The sequence below is a fragment of the Floridaenema fluviatile BLCC-F154 genome (assembly GCF_041929135.1).
In the GTDB taxonomy this organism is placed as follows: Bacteria; Cyanobacteriota; Cyanobacteriia; order Cyanobacteriales; family Aerosakkonemataceae; genus Floridanema; species Floridanema fluviatile.
This window is the reverse complement of record NZ_JBHFNS010000031.1, coordinates 21,249-40,214: the sequence shown is the minus strand read 5'-3', so window position 1 is coordinate 40,214 and position 18,966 is coordinate 21,249. Positions and strand designations below refer to the sequence as shown.

Here is an 18,966-nt window from a genome sequence, read left to right as displayed (position 1 = left end):
GTTGAATCATCAGTGGAGTTTAGCTGGTAAGCTGGCTCCACTGATTGTTTTTTATGGGTTTTTGCTTTTCGGGAAAAACTCTTGCTTTTGCAGGCTCAGAGAGGTAAACTGCGGAAAATTTCTGCACTCTTTAATTGGAGACAATTATTAGCATTGCTAATTATCTCCTGACTTGAAATGTAAAAAAACTCATGAAAAAAAGTAAGGTTAAGAATATTCTAGTTCAAGTTTTAGGTTTTAGTTTGGCGATCGCACCAGCCTTACTAATTGCTACATTGATCTTCAAAAATAGTGTTAATGTTCCCTTTTGGGATGATTGGGGAGTTGGCTTATTCCTAACTAGAGTTTTTCCCGAATTTCGATTAAGTTTAGCCAGATTAATTTCTCAGCATAATGAAAGTAGATATGTGTTTCCTCGATTAATTTTTATGGCTTTAACCCATCTGAATAACGGGAAATGGAATGTGATTTATCAAATGTGGCTGAGCTTAGTCCTAGCTTGCCTAGTTTCAATTAATGTATTTCGATTAATTAAATGGACGATTGGCAAAAATTTGTTTAAGGTAATATGTAGCGTCATTCTTTGTAATTTATTGATTTTCTCACCAGTTCACTATGAAAACTGGTTATGGGGAATTCAATTAATTGTATTTATGCCAATTGCCTGTATTACAACTTGCTTGGTGGTAATTTATTCAGGTATTGATAGAAAAACTAAATTGATTGCATATTTAATTTTATGTACTATTAGCACTTTTTCTTATGCTAATGGAATGCTTAGTTGGATAATTTTATTTCCAATTTTAGCTATCTCAAAATCTTGGAATTTGCCAGATTTTTTTAAAGAGAAATGGTTATATATTCCTTGTATTGCTACTTTTACAGCTAATATGGCTGTATATTTTTATAATTACCAAAAACCACTGCATAGCCCAAGTTTTATTTATGGTATATTGCACCCAGATCAAGCATTACTATACTTCCTCTCTTTTTTGGGTTCTCCCTTGATGCGAGCAACAATTAGATATGATTGGAAAATTTCGAGTTTAGTTAACAATAATATTTGGATGGGGACAATATTAATAATTTTATTTTTGGGAAGTTTGACTTATTTCGTAAAAGAAAGAAAAGATTCGACGGTAATATATCGGATGACGGGTTGGCTCACAATTGGTTTTTATACTGTAATTAGTGGCTTAGTTACTTCTTTAGGTAGGTCTGGTGGGGGGCTAGAATCGTCTGTGGCTTTGAGATACACGGCTTTCTCTATCTATCTTCCTTTAGCTTTAATCAATCTGATCTGGATAATTTATGATGATGCCAAAATCAAAGGTTATTTGCTAAAAAATAGCCAAAGAATGGTTCAGTCAATGATTTTGATATTACTAGCAGGGGCTTTGTACTTTCATATAATCACTGTAGATTTTACCATTCCGCAAATGTATTTCATGAAACTTGAACGTTTACAAGCGAAAGCTTGTTATATATTTTTAAATGTAGCACCGGAAGAAAAGTGCATTATAGAAAAAGTTTACCCTCAATTTCTAGGACTAAAATACAGAGCTTATTTGGTTAATTCATCGGGGATAATTGATGCTAAATTGCTTAAAAGTAATAGGATACAAGATATTCAAGGAATAAATAGGGGAAATAGCAAAGAATTGATATATGGGTGGTTTGAGCAGTTAAATAAGGTAGACGAGAATAATTATTTAGCTGGAGGATGGGCAATTTTACCGAAGAAAAAAGAACCAGCAGATGCAGTAATTTTAAGTTATGAACAAAGTCATGGTGAAGACATAATATTTGCTGTATTTGATACTAGAGTAAACAGACCAGATGTGGTTCAAGCTTTGAAGAGAACAACTTATTCAATGTCCGGCTGGCAAAAAACTTTTCCAGCTAGTAGATTACCAAAAGGCTTGGTGAAAATTAAAGCCTGGGCATTTGATACGGAGACTGCCAAGGCTTATCAAATTGCTGGTACTCAGGTAGTGAAAAATTAAGAAAATTCGCCTTAAGTTTGGGATAGCTGTCAAGGCTAGTACTAAGGTTGAGCTTACCAGATTAGCGAATTTCTTTTAATGCTTTCTTTTAGCCCTTCTCCCCTTTGCTTTTTATATTTTTTTCAAAATACCTCTTGCTTTAGGTGACTTAGAGAGGTAAACTGCTTAAAACTTGCCACACTCTTGAGGCTGGGAACAATTTTGAGGTGCTTATTTAAGGCTAAGTGCTTTATTTTCAGGTGTGATAGATGTAACCAAGGGTGAGAGTGTGTATGTCATTTGTGTTTGAGCAGTCAACTGCGGAAAGTCTGATGGCTGAAAATCAGTCTATTTTAATTATGATTCCAGTTTTTAATGACTGGAAAGCGGTAGAGTTGTTATTAATTTCTTTGGACGAGCATTTATATCATAAAAATATTCAAGTTGATGTTTTAATGATAGATGATGCTTCGAGTATTCCGGTTCACAAGGATTTTCTCTGTGAACCATTAAAGGCAATTCAAAAGGTAGAAATTTTAGAGTTGCGGAGAAATCTTGGTCATCAAAGAGCGATCGCCATTGGTTTATCTTATATTGAAGCTAATGTACCTTGCCAAGCTGTAGTGGTGATGGATGGGGATGGGGAAGATGAACCAAGGGATGTGATTCGCTTAATTCAAAAGTGCGAAAGGAAAGGTTATGAAAAGGTAGTTTTTGCTCGGCGGAGTAAGCGATCGGAAAGTTTGCTGTTTAAGCTATTTTATATATTTTACAGGCAATTGTATAAGTTGCTGACTGGGCATAATATCCGCGTGGGTAATTTCAGCATAATTCCTTACAAGGTGCTTCGCAGATTGGTAGTTGTTTCGGAATTGTGGAATCATTATGCTGTAGGTTTGTTGAAGGCGAGAGTTCCTTACACAGAAATTTCTAGTAGTAGGGGAATTCGCTTGGCTGGCAAACCAAAAATGAATTTTGTCTCGTTAATAACTCATGGTTTAAGTGCAATTTCCGTTTATGGGGATGTGGTTGGTGTTCGCTTATTAGTGGCGACTGCTACGCTAATTGTGTTTGCTTTTACGGCAATTACTTTAGTATTAGGTGTCAGATTTGCGACTAATTTAGCGATTCCGGGTTGGACATCTTACATTGTTTTGCTATTATTTATAGTCTTGATGCAAGCGGTAATGTTGTCACTGTTTTTTAGCTTTATCGTCTTGAATGGTCGAGACAATTTAGGTTTTCTGCCTAAACGGGATTATCATTACTTTATCATGGGAATTCAACGAGTTTTTCCGAAATTATGACTAAAGCAAATTACTCTTACGTGGGAAATGAACTGGAACTTTTTCGTTACGCAACTAATTGGAAAGCTTACTACAGTTCAATGATTCAGCCTTTTTTAGGTAATGAAGTGTTGGAAGTGGGTGCGGGAATTGGGGCGACAACGGAGTTACTTTGTCAAGGTAAACAAAGGCGCTGGTTGTGTTTGGAACCTGATGCGGTTTTAGCTAGTGATTTACATTCTTTGTTGTTAAGTGGGCGGTTGCCGAAATGTTGTGATTTGCAAAAGGGAACGTTATTAAATTTAAGTGAAAGTGAGCTTTTTGATAGTATTGTTTACATTGATGTTTTAGAGCATATTCAGGACGATCGCACTGAGGTAGAATTGGCAGCTAGTCATTTAAAACCAGGGGGTTTTTTAATTGTACTATCTCCGGCGCATCAATGGTTGTTTACTCCTTTTGATAGTGCGATCGGTCATTATCGCCGCTACAATAAAAGCAGCTTAAAAGCAGTTATTCCCGGAAACCTGCAAGAAATTAAACTCCGGTATTTAGACGCTGTTGGGTTAATCGCTTCTTTAGGGAATAAGTTAATCTTGAAAAGTAAAATGCCAACCCTGAAACAAATTAAAATGTGGGACAAAACAATGGTTCCTTTATCTAAAAAAATTGATCCCATCTTACAATATTCGCTAGGAAAATCCATTTTAGGAATTTGGCAAAAAATTGGCTAATCAGTGAGATTAACAAGGTTAATTGGTGAGGGAGTAAATGATGAATAAGATAACTAAGCGTCCTGAAATATGGTATTTTACCGGATTTATTCTGACAATCATTCCTGCCTTTTTTATGGGAATGTTAATTTATCAAAATAGCGTGAATATGCCATATTGGGATGATTGGGAAATTAGCTTATTTTTAGATAAAATTTATCCAGAATATAAATTACCTTTACAAAAATGGTTAGCTCAGGCAAATGAAACTAGATATTTGTTTCCCAGATTTATTTTTGTTGGTTTAGCTTATTTGAATAAGTGGAACTGGGATATACGATATCAAATGTGGGTTAGTTTAGCACTAGCTTGCCTAGTTTCAATTAATGTATTTCGCTTAACTAAATGGACAATAGGCGAAAGTTTACTCCAGGTAATTTCGATCGCAATTCTCTGTAATTCATTAATTTTTGCACCAATCCAGTATGAAAACTGGTTATGGGGAATTCAGTTAATTGTATTTATGCCAATAGCCTGTATTACAACTTGCTTGGTAGTGATTTATTCCAACATTAATAGAACAACTAAATTAATTTTATGTTTAATTTTATGCACAATTAGCACCTTTTCTTATGCCAATGGAATGTTGAGTTGGGTAATTGTATTTCCAGCTTTGGCTATATCTAAATCTTGGCGCTGGCAAGATATTTTCAAAGAGAAATGGTTGTATATTCCTTGGATTGCTACCTTTACAGCTAATATGGCTGTTTACTTTTATAATTACCAGAAACCTTCTCAAACCCCAGGATTGTCAGCAGGTTTATTAAATCCTATTGAATCAACTCGCTACTTTCTCTCTTTCTTGGGTACACCTTTAGCTTGGGGAATAAATAGTTTTGATTGGCAAGCTGATGTGATTAGGAATAACATTATAATAGGAACAATATTAATAAGTTTATTTGGTTTGGCTTTGTTTTACTTACTGAAACACATTAATGAATCTATTTTAATTTATCGGATGAGTGGTTGGTTCGTTATTGGGTTTTATACAGTAATTAGTGGAATAATTACTTCATTAGGAAGGGTAGGTTTTGGTATTGGAACTTCTATTGCACCAAGATACATGACATTTTCTGTATATCTCCCTTTAGCTTTAGTTGGGTTGATAGCAGTTATGTTTGATGATGCCAAAAATAGAGGTTATTTAGGAAAAAAGAAAAAAATAATTACTCAAGTTATAATTGGGATTTTGTTAGTAAGTTTTTTGGGCTTGCATATATTAACCAATGTATTTGGAATTGACCGAATGTATTGGACAAAACTGGAACGGTTGCACGCAAAAACCTGTATGGTATTTGTCAATGTGGTGGTAGATGAAAAATGTTTGACAGAAAAGGTATATCCAAAACTTCAGGCTGCGGTAAAACTAGCTAAGTTAGTTGATGATAAAAACTTGATTGATGCCAAGTTTGTTTATTCTAAAAAAGTTCAAGATATCCAGGGAACAAGTGCTGTTAGTACTGATAGTTTAGGTTATGGGTGGTTTGATAATGTTAATCAAGTTAAGAATTTATATGTAGCTGGGGGATGGGCGAGATTAGTGGAAAGAGGACAACCAGCAGATGCAGTTTTGTTAACTTACGAAAAGGCGAAAGGCGAGGATATAATATTTGCGATTTCTGATACAAGAGTGGAAAGACCAGATGTTGTCAAGGCGACGAAAAACCAAGTATACTTGATGACTGGCTGGCAAAAAGCCTTTTCTGCTAGTAAATTACCCAAAGGTTTGGTAACAATAAAAGCTTGGGCTTTTAATACGGAAAAAGGAACAGCTTTTCCTCTGGAAGGTAGTCAACAGATTAAAAATTTATGAAAGTTTTAGTTACTGAAATCCCTGATGTAATGCTGATTGAACCGAAAGTTTTTGGAGATAGCCGCGGCTTTTTCTTTGAAAGTTTCAATCAGCGAGTATTTGCGGAAAAAACGGGTGTAGAGGTTAATTTTGTCCAAGATAATCACTCGCGTTCTAGCCAAAATGTGCTGCGAGGTTTGCATTACCAAATTCAACAACCACAGGGAAAGTTACTCCGGGTAGTTTTGGGGGAAATTTTTGATGTGGCGGTGGATATTAGAAAAAGTTCGCCGACTTTTGGACAATGGGTGGGTTATTTGTTAAGTGCAGAAAACCAGAGGCAATTGTGGATTCCGGCTGGTTTTGCTCACGGTTTTCTGGTAGTCTCAGAAGTGGCTGAGGTGTTGTATAAAACTACAGAGTATTATGCACCAGAACATGAAAGGTGTATTTTATGGAACGATCGAGATTTAGCGATCGCATGGCCCTTAAAATCTGAACCAATTCTATCAGCAAAAGACCAAGCTGGTCAACCTTTGAAAATGGCAGAAGTATTTTCATGAAACGGATTTTAGTCACGGGAATTAACGGTCAATTAGGACAGGAATTAAGTGCTATTCTTCCTAGTGTTGGCGAAGTTATTGGTGTAGGAAGGGCGGAGTTAGATTTAACTGAAACCGAGGCAATTTGTCAGGTAATTAATCAAGTGAAACCTGATATAATTGTGAATGCTGCTGCTTATACAGCGGTGGATAAAGCGGAAAGTGAACCGGAATTAGCAGAGGCGATAAATGCGATCGCACCTGGTACAATAGCAGCAGAATGTGAAAAATTAGCTATTCCTTTAATTCACATTTCCACCGATTACGTTTTTGATGGTAGCCAAAGTTCCCCTTACCAGGAAACAGACAAAACAAATCCCTTAAGTGTCTATGGCAAATCTAAACTCGCTGGGGAAATCGCAATTCAAAACAACTGCAAAAATTATATTATTTTGCGAACTGCTTGGGTTTATGGCGTAGGTGGTAAAGGCAACTTTGTCAAAACTATGCTGAGATTAGGGAAAGAAAGAAAGGAAATTCGGGTAGTTGCCGATCAAATTGGTAGCCCAACCTGTACATTAGATTTAGCTAATACAATTACCCAATTAATTCCTTTGTTTCAACCAGAAATTACCGGAATATATAACTTTACAAATAGTGGTGTTGCTAGTTGGTATGACTTTGCAGTTGCTATATTTGAAGAAGCAAAATTATTAGGATGGGATTTACAACTGGAACGAGTAATTCCGATTACTACACCCGAATATCCCACTCCCGCCTGTCGCCCAGCTTATTCGGTGCTCGCTTGTGGGAAAATATCAACAGTGTTGGGAACTTTTCCTCCCCATTGGCGACAGGGATTAAGAAAGATGTTAACTGAACTATTTAAAACTACTTTATGAAAGCACTAATTCTGTCGGGCGGTAAAGGAACAAGACTTAGACCTTTAACTTATACAGGTGCAAAACAACTTGTTCCTGTGGCAAATAAACCAATTCTTTGGTATGGAATCGAAGGAATTGTGGCAGCGGGAATTACAGATATTGGGATTATTATTAGCCCGGAAACTGGAGAAGAAGTAAAGGCAAAAACCGGAGATGGCGAGCAGTTTGGTGCTAAAATTACTTATATTTTACAAGAGCAACCTGCTGGTTTAGCTCATGCGGTAAAAGTCGCCCAAGAATTTTTAGCAGATTCGCCCTTTATTATGTATTTGGGTGATAACTTAATTGAAGGTAATTTAAGTTTGTTTCTGGATAGGTTTAAAAATCAGCAAACAGATGCTTTAATTTTGCTGCGAGAAGTTGCCAATCCTACCGCTTTTGGTGTAGCGGAAGTTGATGTAAATGGGCGAGTTCTGCGATTAGTGGAAAAACCAAAAGTTCCGCCTTCTAATTTAGCATTGGTGGGAATCTACTTTTTTAATAGTGTAATACATGATGCGATCGCAAATATTCAACCCTCCACCCGTGGCGAATTAGAAATTACCGATGCCATTCAATGCCTAATTAACCAACAGAAAAAAGTTGAAGCTTGTCAACTAGAAGGATGGTGGTTAGATACCGGGAAAAAAGACGATTTACTCGAAGCAAACCGAATTATTCTCGATACAACTTGCCTAACACAATCAGTTTTAGGTGAAGTAGATCAAAAAAGTCAAGTAATTGGTAGAGTGCAAATTGGCGCTGGCACTAAATTAGTTAATTGTACCATTCGCGGCCCGGTAATTATCGGCAACGATTGTTACTTAGAAAATTGTTTCGTTGGCCCTTATAGTAGTATAGGCAATAACGTTCAATTAATCGATGTAGAAATGGATCATAGCGTAATTTTGCAAAGTGCCAAAGTAGTAGGAATTCATCAGCGAATAGTAGATAGCGTAATAGGACAACGTGCCCAATTAATCGTTGCACCCCAACGCCCAAAAGCCTTAAGATTTATGATTGGTGATGATAGTCAAATTGAGTTAACGTGATTTACTTCCTAACAGTTAACTATTATTCCAGCCAGTTAATTACCAAATTAATTAGCTCAATTTCTATCAATCAATCTAACGAATATCAAATTATTATTGTCAACAATTCCCCCGAAGATCAACCTATTCAGCTTTTAAAAACCGACAAAATCGTGATTCTGGAATCACGGGAAAATCTCGGTTTCGGCAAAGCTTGTAACTTAGGATTAAATTGGATTTACCAGCAAAATCCTCAAGCAATAGTTTGGTTAATTAATCCCGATGCTTACTTGTTACCCGAAGCACTAGAAAAAGTGACAACGCTTTTTCAAAACCATCCCCAACTTTCTATTTTGGGGACAATTATTTACAGCACAACTGGCGAAATTTGGTTTGCTGGCGGTGAATTTATCCCCCAAAATGGCGCAATTATTCCTAAAACAATTGATTTAGAAAATTCCAATTTTGCGTATTTAAAAACCGATTGGGTTAGCGGTTGTAGTTTACTAATCAATCTCCAAAAATTTCTGGTTTGTCCGCAATTTGATCCAGAATACTTTCTCTATTACGAAGACTTTGACTTTTGCCAACGCTACGCTAAACAAGGACATTTAATTGCCATTACTAATCAGATTAGTGTAGTTCATCAACCGTCAGCGATAACTAGTAAAAATGCCTTTTTAAAATTTAAACATAGTACTTACAGCTATTTGCTGACTATGGAAAGATATGCAAGTAAAACTGTCCTATTATTCAGATTGATTCGTTTGCTTTTAAATGCGATATACTTACTTCCATTCAACCCAAAAATCGCCTGGGGAAAATTTGCGGGAATATCGCTTTATTTAAGGAGAGTATTTTAACTTGTCAAACGAACTACTAATAAACTTAGCATTTTTAATGGCGAAACCAACGGGGATTAGTACCTACGCCTTTAATCTTTTCCCCCATTTAAAACCCTTTAATCCAACTTTGTTATCTAGCCGAAATATCCCAGATTTTAACTGTTACCCAGTACCGTCGAACTTAACACCGGAACAAGGAACCAAAGGTAACTTTTCCCGCGTTTTATGGACGCAATTGCAACTGCCGAAAATTTATCAAAAACTGCAAGCTAAACTGTTATTTTCGCCTTTACCAGAAGCACCAATTTATGCTGATTGTCGATATGTTTTGACAGTTCATGACTTAATTCCCTTGCGATTTCCCAGACGATTTTCGCCCTTAACTAATTACAGTCGTTATCTTTTACCTTTGGTATTAAAACAAGCACAACATATTATTTGTGATTCGGTTTCCACTGCTAACGATGTAATGAAATTTTTCCAAATCCCAGAACGGAAACTAACACCTATTTTATTAGCATATAATGAAACACACTTTAGTTTTTTAGATTTGCCAAAGCGTAATTACTTTTTATATATTGGTAGACATGATCCTTATAAAAATATTAACAGATTAATTACAGCTTTTGCTAACTTACCTAATAAAAATGACTATGAATTGTGGATAGCTGGTTCTGTTGATGAACGCTTTACACCAACATTGAAAGCAGCAGTAAGTCAGTTAGGAATCAGTAATCAAGTCAAGTTTTTAGAATATGTTCCTTATAGTGAATTACCGACAATAATTAATCAAGCAATTGCTTTAGTTTTTCCAAGTCTTTGGGAAGGTTTTGGACTTCCGGTATTAGAAGCAATGGCTTGTGGAACTCCGGTAATTACTTCCAATCTTTCCTCTTTACCAGAAGCAGCGGGGGATGCGGCGATTTTAGTTAATCCTTATAATGTGGGAGAAATTACTGAAGCAATGCAAAGTTTGGCGAATGATGAAAGTTTGCGGATGCGTTTGCGGGAAGCTGGTTTTGAGAGATGCAAGTTATTTAGTTGGAAGAAAACGGGAGAAGCTACGGCGGCGGTGTTAGGAAGATTTTTGTAAATTTATTAGGAGTGGGTTGTTAATCGGTAAGTTTGATATTATTAAGCATAGCTACTCTGATAAAGTGAAATATCAAACACATTTAATATGCAAAAACAGACCTTTGATTTTGAGACGGCAACTATTTCTGTTGTCAAAAAAGGTGAAGAAGTTACTTACGAAATCAAACGCAGTCGTAAACAAGCAGAATTTTTTACTGAAGACTTGGGGAATGGGGTAATTCTGGAAATGGTTGCGATTTCTAGTGGCACATTCCTGATGGGTTCGCCAACTGATGAACGAGAATCGTTAGATTATGAAAAGCCAAAGCATTCAGTGACTATAAAACCCTTTTTCATGGGTAAGTTTCAGGTTACGCAAGCTCAATGGGAAACAGTCGCAGGTTTTCCCATTGTTAAAATTGGCCTCAATCCTGAGCCATCTTCTTTCAAAGGTGCAAATCGTCCGGTAGAGCAAGTTTCCTGGTATGAGGCGGTGGAGTTTTGCGAACGGCTATCCCAGAAAACCGGGCAAAATTATCGATTGCCGAGTGAGGCGGAGTGGGAATATGCCTGTCGTGCGGGAACTACAACACCTTTTCATTTTGGCGAAACGATTACAACCGATTTAGCCAATTACAATGGCAACTATGTCTACGCTTCTGGCTCTAAGGGAATTTATCGACAGCAAACTACAGAAGTTCGCAGTTTTCCCGCGAATGCTTTCGGGCTTTACGATATGCACGGCAATGTTTGGGAATGGTGTGCTGATCATTGGCATGATAATTATGAAGGCGCACCTAACGATGCGAGTATATGGTTATCTAGTGATGAAAGCTTAATAAGGCTGCTGCGCGGTGGTTCGTGGGGCAACAATCCTGAGCACTGCCGTTCCGCCTGTCGCTACGACTACAATGCGGACGACGGTAACGACGGTATTGGTTTTCGTATTGTATGTAGTGCGGAGTGGACTTAGAGCCTCTTTATACTTTTACCCTTTTGCCCTTTTCCCTCTTTTCTTTTCCCTGCGCGAAGCACTTAAAAAATTTTTTCGTTTTTTCTGAATATAAAACCTTTTAGGCACAAGTTGACGATCCCCCTAAATCCCCCTTAATAAGGGGGACTTTGAAGCTGATTTGAATCTTGAATCCGATTCCCCCCTTATTAAGGGGGGTTAGGGGGGATCTAATCTCTAGCAAAAATCAGAAAATTTGAATCCGGTTCCCCCCTTATTAAGGGGGGTTAGGGGGGATCTAATCTCTAGCAAAAATCAGAAAATTTGAATCCAGTTCCCCCCTTATTAAGGGGGGCTAGGGGGGATCAAACCCTCAATTTCCCCACACACCGCCTCAAAATTATTCAACACTTGTTCATTAGTAAATCTCACAACTTTCAACCCATATCCTTCTAATATTTGTGTTCTTTCTCGGTCATATTCCTGACCTTGATCAGTAAAATGACTTTCTCCATCAACTTCAATTACTAATTTCAATGCAGCGCAGTAAAAATCAACTATGAAATTATCAATTGGTCGTTGACGTAAAACTCGAAATTTAAAGGTTCTGAGGTAGTTTTGCCAAAGCTTTTTTTCTGCGGGTGTTGGGTTTTGGCGAAGTTCTTTTGCTCTTTCTACTAGTTGACGGTTGTAGGGTAGGTGAAATTCGGTGTTGTTGAGGTTTTGGTGATTTGATGATGGCATTTGATCCCCCCTAACCCCCCTTAATAAGGGGGGGACAGGAATTTTTTTGGTTGAGGTTTTGCTGATTTTATCGTGGTATTTAATCCCCCCTAGCCCCCCTTAATAAGGGGGGGACAGGAATTTTTTTGGTTGAGGTTTTGCTGATTTTATCGTGGCATTTGATCCCCCCTAGCCCCCCTTAATAAGGGGGGGAATGGAATTTTTTTGATTCGGGTTTTGCTGATTTTATCGTGGCATTTGATCCCCCCTAGCCCCCCTTATTAAGGGGGGGAATGGAATTTTTTTGGTTCGGGTTTTGCTTCGCTTTCTAGTTTATTTATTTGCCACCGCCATTTTCTTAAATGATCTTCTCGGTTTTGTAAATCTTCTTTTGAAGGTGTAGGAAGTCCATTATTTTCATCATATTTAGCGCAGTTGCCGGATAAACCTTTGAATGTTTTAGTTTTAGAGTTGGGGCGAATACCGAAATCTCTTAACCATTTTTCGCAGTGATTTTGCCAAAGATAAACGTGATCGTGGATGTTGCCGTCTAATCTGCGAATTTGCTTGATTGATAGGGTGGGAGATGCAAAAAGTATTTGTTCAATTTGGGGGTGTTTATGGCGATCGAACAGGCGAATTTCGCTGCCAATACCTCGAAAAAATTCAACGACAAACCAATCGCCAAAATCAAAAATACAAACTTCGGTGGCATCGCTGCCGTCAGGAACTAAAATATCTACATCCCGCTGTAAATGAGAACCAAGTATGTTAGCTGATTCTTCAGGCAAGAGGATGCGAATTCGCTCAAAACGATCGCTATAATTAGACCAAAAATCTCTGCGCCGTTTCAGTTGATTGTGCTCACGAGGTTGAGTATTTAACTGTTGCAATAGCACATCTACTAATATGTCAAAATCCCGATAACTAGCAGCTTTAATCCATTGGCGGAGAGCTAATTTTGCTTGTTCTGAAAGTTGCTGCCACCGGGAACTAGCAGTGCGTGGGCCATAATTTTGCCGCAGCCATTCGACTAATTTGGAGAGAGTGCTACCGACTTCAATTGAAACATTCATTAACAGATTTTCTATTGCTTTTACCTGCTGTTCAATTGACATTTCTTCAAAACATTTTATGAGTAAATTTTGTTGCTCAACATGAGGAGTTTCAATCGGAAAGAGTTTAACCATTTCGTCTAAAGCTGTGTTATTTCCACTAAAGTTAGGGGGTAATTGAGCGCGATTTAATAATTGTTCTGGTGTGAGTAAATGTTGCCAACAAATTTGAGCTAATTTGTCAAAAGATTGATTACTGAGTGCAGTTAGGATTTGTACGGCTAGGGGATAGCTAATCACAAATTGAGGCTTAAATTTAGGAAAGCAATCTGCTAAAGATGGCGCAATTTTCCGAGAATTGCGATCGCCATAATTAAGCGCCAATAGCCAAAATAATATCTGTTTTAACCAAGAACTGTGGGTTGCTTCTTGCCAAATTTTCTGAGAAGTTTCTTGACTTTGCTGTGGATTTTGTTCATCCCATTCGGCTTTATTATAAAGGCAGTAAGCCCATTCTAACAAGCTAATCCTATCAGTTTGATTGTTTTGAATGTCGCTGATAATTTCGCCAATAGTGCGGGGTGCGATCGGCAAAATCTCCGCCAACTTATGTAACTCTGAATAATTACTTGACTCATTTAATTGAGTAACAAGTTGAGCCAATTTAGTCGGCTGGTACTCAAATAATTCTGGTAAATGTAAGGTTTTAAACTGAAATTTCATGGTTTTGGCGCTGTTTTTTGATACCATTCTGAGAAGTTTTCGCCGCGAAATTGGAACTTAATAAGCTCAATTGCAAATTGCTATTATAATAATAATTGCTGGCAAACTTTTTCCGTTGCTGCATCTGCTTTGTCTGTGCTGCTGCGCGGATTTAGAGCCTCTTTATACTTTTACCCTTTTGCCCTTTTCCCTCTTTTCTTTTCCCTGCGCGAAGCACTTAACGGGACTTTTCGTTTTTGACCTCGTTGTGTTGACTTGGGCGATCGTTAGCTTGTTCGCGATTCTGAAATTTTTCCCATAAGTCAAACAACCGATTTAGAGCATCTCTTTCATCTACAGAATGAAACAGGATGAGACTTGCCCAAGATTGAGTAGTTTCTATTTTATATCTTTCTCGTAACCATAACAAAAAATCTTCAAATTCTCGATCTTGTTCTGGTTTAGGCAATCCGATTTGATTCCTAGCGAGATCGTACCCATAATAGAAGGATTGAAAATCAAAAATTGAGTACCGACTTAAATAAAGTGTCGGTCTTTTTTTGATGTTGGGTAAAAGTTCCGAAAAACTAATCATATTACCTCTTTTTCTGGAATTTTTTCCTAAAATTGTTCTTTGTTTATGAGATTAAGCTGATTGCCAGAGATAACGACTAAATCTTGTAACCATTCGTTTATCGGCTTTCCTTCATGGTACAGGTTATCAAAAACTTTTTCCACTCCTTCGATGTCGATCGCAATTCCTTCATGGAATCCATTGGTGGCAATCTGCTGGTTTGTGTCATCATCGTAAATAATTCCTTGTAATCCGTTTGGAGAAAGAGTCTCGACTCTGATATGTCTGCCTTTAATTTGCTGAGATTTCAAGTATGATTTAATTGCCGCAGCACATTGCAAGCAAGTTCCTATGTCGTATTGTTCGGCGATCGCCTTAATTTCATCAACTTGATTACGGCTAACTTGTCCTCCTTCGTTCTCCATAGTTTTAAATAATGTATTTTCGTAGGGTTAATTAAAACATAATTATAATGAAGTCTCATGGTTTTTGTTTTTGGAAAGATTCAGTTTTTTGATACCATTCTGAGAAGTTTTCACCGCGAAATTGGAAGCGGAAGATTACTTTGCGATCGCTAGGATCATCTTGTTCTTGTTTAGCTTCCATTTCCCCTCGCCCTGCTGCCATAATTTTTGTTCTCAATTCTGATTTTGTGGAAAAATCTAGTTCATTGGAGAAGATGAATTTAGCTACAGAGAGCGATCGTAATAAGCTCAATTGCAAATTGCTATTATAATCTCCTTTCGAGCTAGTATGCCCTTCAATAACCACTCTCGCAATCTCTTTTTCAAAGTCTTTTTTAGAAAAAATGACGCGACTGTAAACCGGAATAAATTCTTGCAGAAATAACTTACCTGCGGGCTTTAATTCAGCACTATTCTCATCAAAAAGAATCTTATCCTGAATGCTGACATCGCCAGTTTCCGGGTTAACTTCCACATTAATGTTATTACCTTTCATCTGTTCAACTACAGTACCAATTACAACCCGACGTGGTTCTTCTCGATCTTTTAGCTGAACAAGAACTGTCACGAATAGCAGGGCAAAAATCATCAGTAAACCTGACATTAAATCGCCAATTGATAGGAAAACGCTCGATTCTTCTTCCTCTAGATCTTGTTGTTGTAAGTCAGTGAAATTAAACATAATTAATGTTCTTCATTGTTAACTTTGCGAGTGTTTTCAGCAGCTACTAAATAGTTAGCGGCTTGTAATAATTGGTGGCATACTTTTTCCGTCGCTGCATCTGCTTTGGTGAAAAAATTCATTTCAAATTCAGATTTTCGCTGGAAATAATCGACTAGTTCTTTATTCCAACTTCCTAAAGCTTGGTTAAACTTGTCGGTTAAATTCTGATAAGCTTTATCTACGCGAGACGCTTCATCACCTATAGTTTCAGCTAACTCTTTAAGTTGTACTAGTCTCTCACTTGAACTCAATCCAATTGTGTTAGCTAAATTGCTGACAACTTTAGTAGTTTCTTGAATTTCTTGGAAAAAAGCTGTGCGTCGATGATATTCTTCTTCAAAAACTCCCTTAAAGTTTTCCACTACATTGGCTAATCCTTGGCGTTGTTCGCCTAATGTTCCTTCTAACAATTGATTTTGCTGGCTGAAGAATTCTTGCAAAGCAGCTTGATAGTTTATGCGGAAATTCTCTAACTCTCCCTGCACTGTTAAGCGGGTATTTTGCAACACAGAATCGATATTGCTGAGAGTAGAATTTAGGTTTTCCTTAGCTTCATTCATTTGCTGAGAAGCGGCGTTGCCAACTTGACTTAAATTGTTAGCTTGACGATCGAAAATTTCCAAAGAACGGTTTTGAAATTCTTGAATTAACTCCCGTTCTATTTGCGCTTGAGTTTGCAGAGATTGTTCTAGTTCTTCACGAATACCGATGAATGTACTAATTGTTTGTTTGGCAATTTTAGTCAGCGCATCACGTTGCACGCGCATTGCTTCAGAGCTTTGTTCGCCTAATTGTTGCAGGTTGTTATTTTGTTCGGCAAAAATTTCATGAATGTAGTTTTGAAATTGTTGCATCGACTGCTGTTGAATTTCCGCCTGAGTGTTGAGAGATTTTTCCAATTCTTCCCGAATTCCTGCGAAAGTAGCAGCTGCTTTTTCGGCGCTAGATTCAAAAGCAGTTCGCTGATTTTGCATCGCTAAAATACTTTCATTAACAACAGTTTTAACTTCGGTTGCTACTTGTTGCATGACGTTTTTAGTATCATTTCGGAACTCGCCTAAAATTGCTTCTAAGTTAGTAGCAAATTGTTGCAGTTTCTCCAAAGTTTCGGATTGAAATCGCTCAATGGTAATAATAGATTCTGATAAACTACGAGAAACACTGCCTAATTCATTTTTTAGATCCATTACAGCTTCGGAAGCTTGTTTTGTCAGCTTGGCACTATTACTTAGTTCGGTAATAATTGGTTTAATTAACTGTTCTCTCTGTTCTTCGATTAAATTTTTCAATATTTCTTGACCTTGATCTGCCTTGATTTCTCTCAATGCTGTTAGTTCGACTTGAATTTCTTGCAACACAGGTTTGATGACGTTTCCTACTTCTTGTCCGATCGCTTTCGGACTTAATTGGCGCTGAATTTCTATCAGTTCCGCAAATTTCGTTCCCATTGTTTCCGCTGCATTTGCAAGTGCTTGAGAAGCTTTCAAATTGGCTTCAGGATTCATTCTTTCAAACAGTCGCATCGGTGTTTCTAATATGGTAATTGAGTCTAGTTGGCTTTTTAGGCGATCGCGATCCTGTTGTCTTTCCCGTTCACAAAAAGCTAAAAACAATGTAAAAATACTGGACAATCCTAATCCAACTAATGAAGTAGAAAAAGCTGTTTTCATTCCTTCAAGTAGTTGGACACTTGACTTAAGTAAATGACCACTATTTTGCCCAATATCGCTTAAAGAAATGCTGCGAAGTCCTACTTGAATTCCGAAAAAAGTTCCCAAAACTCCAAGTGCAATTAATATGCTTTGAATGAAGCGCAAAGAACTACGAGGAACTGGCTTTTCCAGAATTGTTGGATACTGTACAAGCACAAAGCGCCCGGACTGTAATTGCGCTTGAAAAGTACCGTTTCTTTCAATTCCAGCTAGATGTTCGCTTACCCAGTTAAATATTTCTTTGCGGATATGTTTAGGAATGTTCTCAAAATCTAAGTTGACTGTTTCTCTTCCAATTCCTTTTACCCTTGTTAAGTTTTTAGATAAATATTTAAGCGCGTCATCTATTATACTAATTTTTGACTTTTGATTTCTTTGATACCGCTTGGTAGCACGCCATTCTTTCCTAACAGCAAACACGAACAACCCAACTATTAACAAATAAAAGATAATGTTCTGCCAATTTAATCCAAAAAAGTAATTAAAATCATAAATGACTGTTTTTACTACTCTCCACAATTGGTTCACTACTAGGTTTACTACTTTCCACAATTCGTTCACTGATTTTCTCCTTTATTTGGTTACACTTTTATCAACTGCTTTAACTCTTCATCCGATAGCATTTCTTGAGCTACCCGCACAGGCAAATGTTCAACATTCCAGCAATTTCCTATAGGTTGCCGAAGTCGCAAACTGTAAAGTGGTTCTTCACTTTCGGTTGCTGTGTCTAATTCCAAATAAACTCGCTCTGGTGCATATTTGCGGAGTAGCCGCACCTGCAAGCGATTTTTTAAGTCTTTTAGGGAATTACCCAAATTAGGAGAAAGTTCCTTTGATACTTTCCAAGCTTGATTAATTGCAGCAATTTCTGTGATTAACTCCTCAAAAGTTGAAGTTAAATTTCCCATATTTGGCTATTTGGTATTAGTGATAATTTTTAGCAGATATTTATAAATAAATTCTTCTATCGGTTTGGCAGTTCCACCGACAAACAGCAATAAAAAAGGTTATTTATTACTATCTGCACTTTATTATTATTTGATTTTTTTATTTCTTTTCGCATCGGTGTTACTACTTAAATTAGTTTATTTTGAAACGGAATAAATTTTTTTTATATTCTACCCTGCCACCTGTCGCCCTGCGGCTTCAATAGGTTTGTAATCTCTGATTCGGAACACAATAAAGTAAATAATGTAGAGACGTTGTATACAACGTCTCTACATTATTTACTTTATCCCAACACTTCATCTACACTGATAATAATTTCCGAAAAAGCGAGAATAGATAAATTTTCTCCCCGCATAAATTTTTGTATATTCTGATAACCTTTTGGTGAAGGTTGTCGATAAACTTCAATAGATTGTTCGTTAATATCTATCAACCAAACTTCAATAATACCGTTTTCGGCATAGAGAGGGATTTTGATTTCTCTGTCGCTTTCCACCGTCGTATCTGCCACTTCCACTAATAACAAGATATCCTGTGGTTGTGGATGTCCTGATTCATAAAAATCAGCTTTTCGACGCAATAATGATATATCTGGTAGAAGTTCAGAATCATCTAATTCTACTGGATTTTGACAGCTAACAATTACTGATTGTGACAAACGGAACAAAAACAATTGGGTAAGACGAGAAACACAAGCAGCGTGTCTGCTACTAACTGGGTTTATTTCGATAATTTCTCCTCTAATCAATTCTATTCGTTCATCTTCTTTCAAAATACCAGCTTCAATCATTTTATGATACTGCGTTACTGTAAATTTGCGTCTCAATAATTGCACAGACATTGCCACCTCCAAATATTTGC

18 protein-coding genes are annotated in these 18,966 nt (G+C 37.2%); 10 read left to right on the top strand and 8 right to left on the bottom strand.

Features of this window, described 5'->3' with window-relative positions; genetic code table 11:
• Nucleotides 1–191 precede the first annotated feature (191 nt).
• The 10 genes from ACE1B6_RS07135 (at nucleotide 192) to ACE1B6_RS07090 (ending at nucleotide 11,224) form a co-directional block, all read left to right on the top strand.
• The gene (locus tag ACE1B6_RS07135; RefSeq protein WP_413256558.1) at nucleotides 192–2,006 is read left to right on the top strand and encodes a hypothetical protein; all 1,815 of its coding nucleotides are present in this window, start codon (nucleotides 192–194) and stop codon (nucleotides 2,004–2,006) included.
• Nucleotides 2,007–2,278: 272 nt separating this feature from the next.
• On the top strand, nucleotides 2,279–3,292 hold the full coding sequence (locus ACE1B6_RS07130) for a glycosyltransferase (RefSeq protein WP_413256557.1): 1,014 nt from the start codon (nucleotides 2,279–2,281) through the stop codon (nucleotides 3,290–3,292).
• Complete coding sequence (locus ACE1B6_RS07125; protein ID WP_413256556.1) at nucleotides 3,289–4,005, top strand: class I SAM-dependent methyltransferase; 717 nt, start codon at nucleotides 3,289–3,291, stop codon at nucleotides 4,003–4,005. The genes ACE1B6_RS07130 and ACE1B6_RS07125 overlap by 4 nt, the downstream gene beginning before the upstream one ends.
• A gap of 37 nt (nucleotides 4,006–4,042) precedes the next feature.
• A complete protein-coding gene (locus ACE1B6_RS07120; RefSeq protein WP_413256555.1) occupies nucleotides 4,043–5,857 on the top strand; it encodes a hypothetical protein in 1,815 nt (604 codons plus the stop codon).
• Nucleotides 5,854–6,399, top strand: coding sequence for a dTDP-4-dehydrorhamnose 3,5-epimerase (rfbC, locus tag ACE1B6_RS07115; protein WP_413256554.1), 546 nt, complete (start codon nucleotides 5,854–5,856; stop codon nucleotides 6,397–6,399). Before ACE1B6_RS07120 ends, rfbC begins: the two co-directional genes overlap by 4 nt.
• Complete coding sequence (gene rfbD, locus ACE1B6_RS07110; protein ID WP_413256553.1) at nucleotides 6,396–7,280, top strand: dTDP-4-dehydrorhamnose reductase; 885 nt, start codon at nucleotides 6,396–6,398, stop codon at nucleotides 7,278–7,280. The genes rfbC and rfbD overlap by 4 nt, the downstream gene beginning before the upstream one ends.
• Nucleotides 7,277–8,353 (top strand): glucose-1-phosphate thymidylyltransferase, encoded by a 1,077-nt coding sequence (locus ACE1B6_RS07105; RefSeq protein ID WP_413256552.1) that lies wholly within the window; start codon nucleotides 7,277–7,279, stop codon nucleotides 8,351–8,353. The genes rfbD and ACE1B6_RS07105 overlap by 4 nt, the downstream gene beginning before the upstream one ends.
• Nucleotides 8,350–9,195 (top strand): glycosyltransferase family 2 protein, encoded by an 846-nt coding sequence (locus ACE1B6_RS07100; protein ID WP_413256551.1) that lies wholly within the window; start codon nucleotides 8,350–8,352, stop codon nucleotides 9,193–9,195. Before ACE1B6_RS07105 ends, ACE1B6_RS07100 begins: the two co-directional genes overlap by 4 nt.
• 37 nt (nucleotides 9,196–9,232) lie before the next feature.
• Nucleotides 9,233–10,270 (top strand): glycosyltransferase family 4 protein, encoded by a 1,038-nt coding sequence (locus tag ACE1B6_RS07095; RefSeq protein ID WP_459562981.1) that lies wholly within the window; start codon nucleotides 9,233–9,235, stop codon nucleotides 10,268–10,270.
• A gap of 87 nt (nucleotides 10,271–10,357) precedes the next feature.
• Entirely contained in the window at nucleotides 10,358–11,224 is an 867-nt protein-coding gene (locus ACE1B6_RS07090) for a formylglycine-generating enzyme family protein (protein ID WP_413256549.1), read from the top strand.
• A gap of 324 nt (nucleotides 11,225–11,548) precedes the next feature.
• On the opposite strand, the gene ACE1B6_RS07085 is transcribed toward ACE1B6_RS07090, so the two are convergent.
• From ACE1B6_RS07085 to ACE1B6_RS07050, 8 genes are all read right to left on the bottom strand, one after another.
• Nucleotides 11,549–11,947: an endonuclease domain-containing protein gene (locus ACE1B6_RS07085; RefSeq protein ID WP_413256548.1), complete on the bottom strand. Its 399-nt coding sequence runs from the start codon at nucleotides 11,945–11,947 to the stop codon at nucleotides 11,549–11,551.
• A 260-nt stretch (nucleotides 11,948–12,207) separates the two neighbouring features.
• A complete protein-coding gene (locus ACE1B6_RS07080) occupies nucleotides 12,208–13,704 on the bottom strand; it encodes an EH signature domain-containing protein (protein WP_413256547.1) in 1,497 nt (498 codons plus the stop codon).
• A gap of 217 nt (nucleotides 13,705–13,921) precedes the next feature.
• Complete coding sequence (locus ACE1B6_RS07075) at nucleotides 13,922–14,278, bottom strand: hypothetical protein (protein WP_413256546.1); 357 nt, start codon at nucleotides 14,276–14,278, stop codon at nucleotides 13,922–13,924.
• Nucleotides 14,279–14,304: 26 nt separating this feature from the next.
• Nucleotides 14,305–14,682: a papain fold toxin domain-containing protein gene (locus ACE1B6_RS07070; RefSeq protein WP_413256545.1), complete on the bottom strand. Its 378-nt coding sequence runs from the start codon at nucleotides 14,680–14,682 to the stop codon at nucleotides 14,305–14,307.
• A 55-nt stretch (nucleotides 14,683–14,737) separates the two neighbouring features.
• Nucleotides 14,738–15,403: an OmpA family protein gene (locus ACE1B6_RS07065; RefSeq protein ID WP_413256544.1), complete on the bottom strand. Its 666-nt coding sequence runs from the start codon at nucleotides 15,401–15,403 to the stop codon at nucleotides 14,738–14,740.
• Between the two features lie 2 nt (nucleotides 15,404–15,405).
• Nucleotides 15,406–17,718 carry a hypothetical protein gene (locus tag ACE1B6_RS07060; protein WP_413256543.1) on the bottom strand — a complete coding sequence of 771 codons (2,313 nt, stop codon included), beginning with the start codon at nucleotides 17,716–17,718 and terminating at the stop codon, nucleotides 15,406–15,408.
• Nucleotides 17,719–17,738: 20 nt separating this feature from the next.
• A complete protein-coding gene (locus tag ACE1B6_RS07055) occupies nucleotides 17,739–18,065 on the bottom strand; it encodes a hypothetical protein (RefSeq protein WP_413256542.1) in 327 nt (108 codons plus the stop codon).
• Nucleotides 18,066–18,388: 323 nt separating this feature from the next.
• Nucleotides 18,389–18,946: a Uma2 family endonuclease gene (locus ACE1B6_RS07050; protein WP_413256541.1), complete on the bottom strand. Its 558-nt coding sequence runs from the start codon at nucleotides 18,944–18,946 to the stop codon at nucleotides 18,389–18,391.
• Nucleotides 18,947–18,966: the final 20 nt, after the last annotated feature.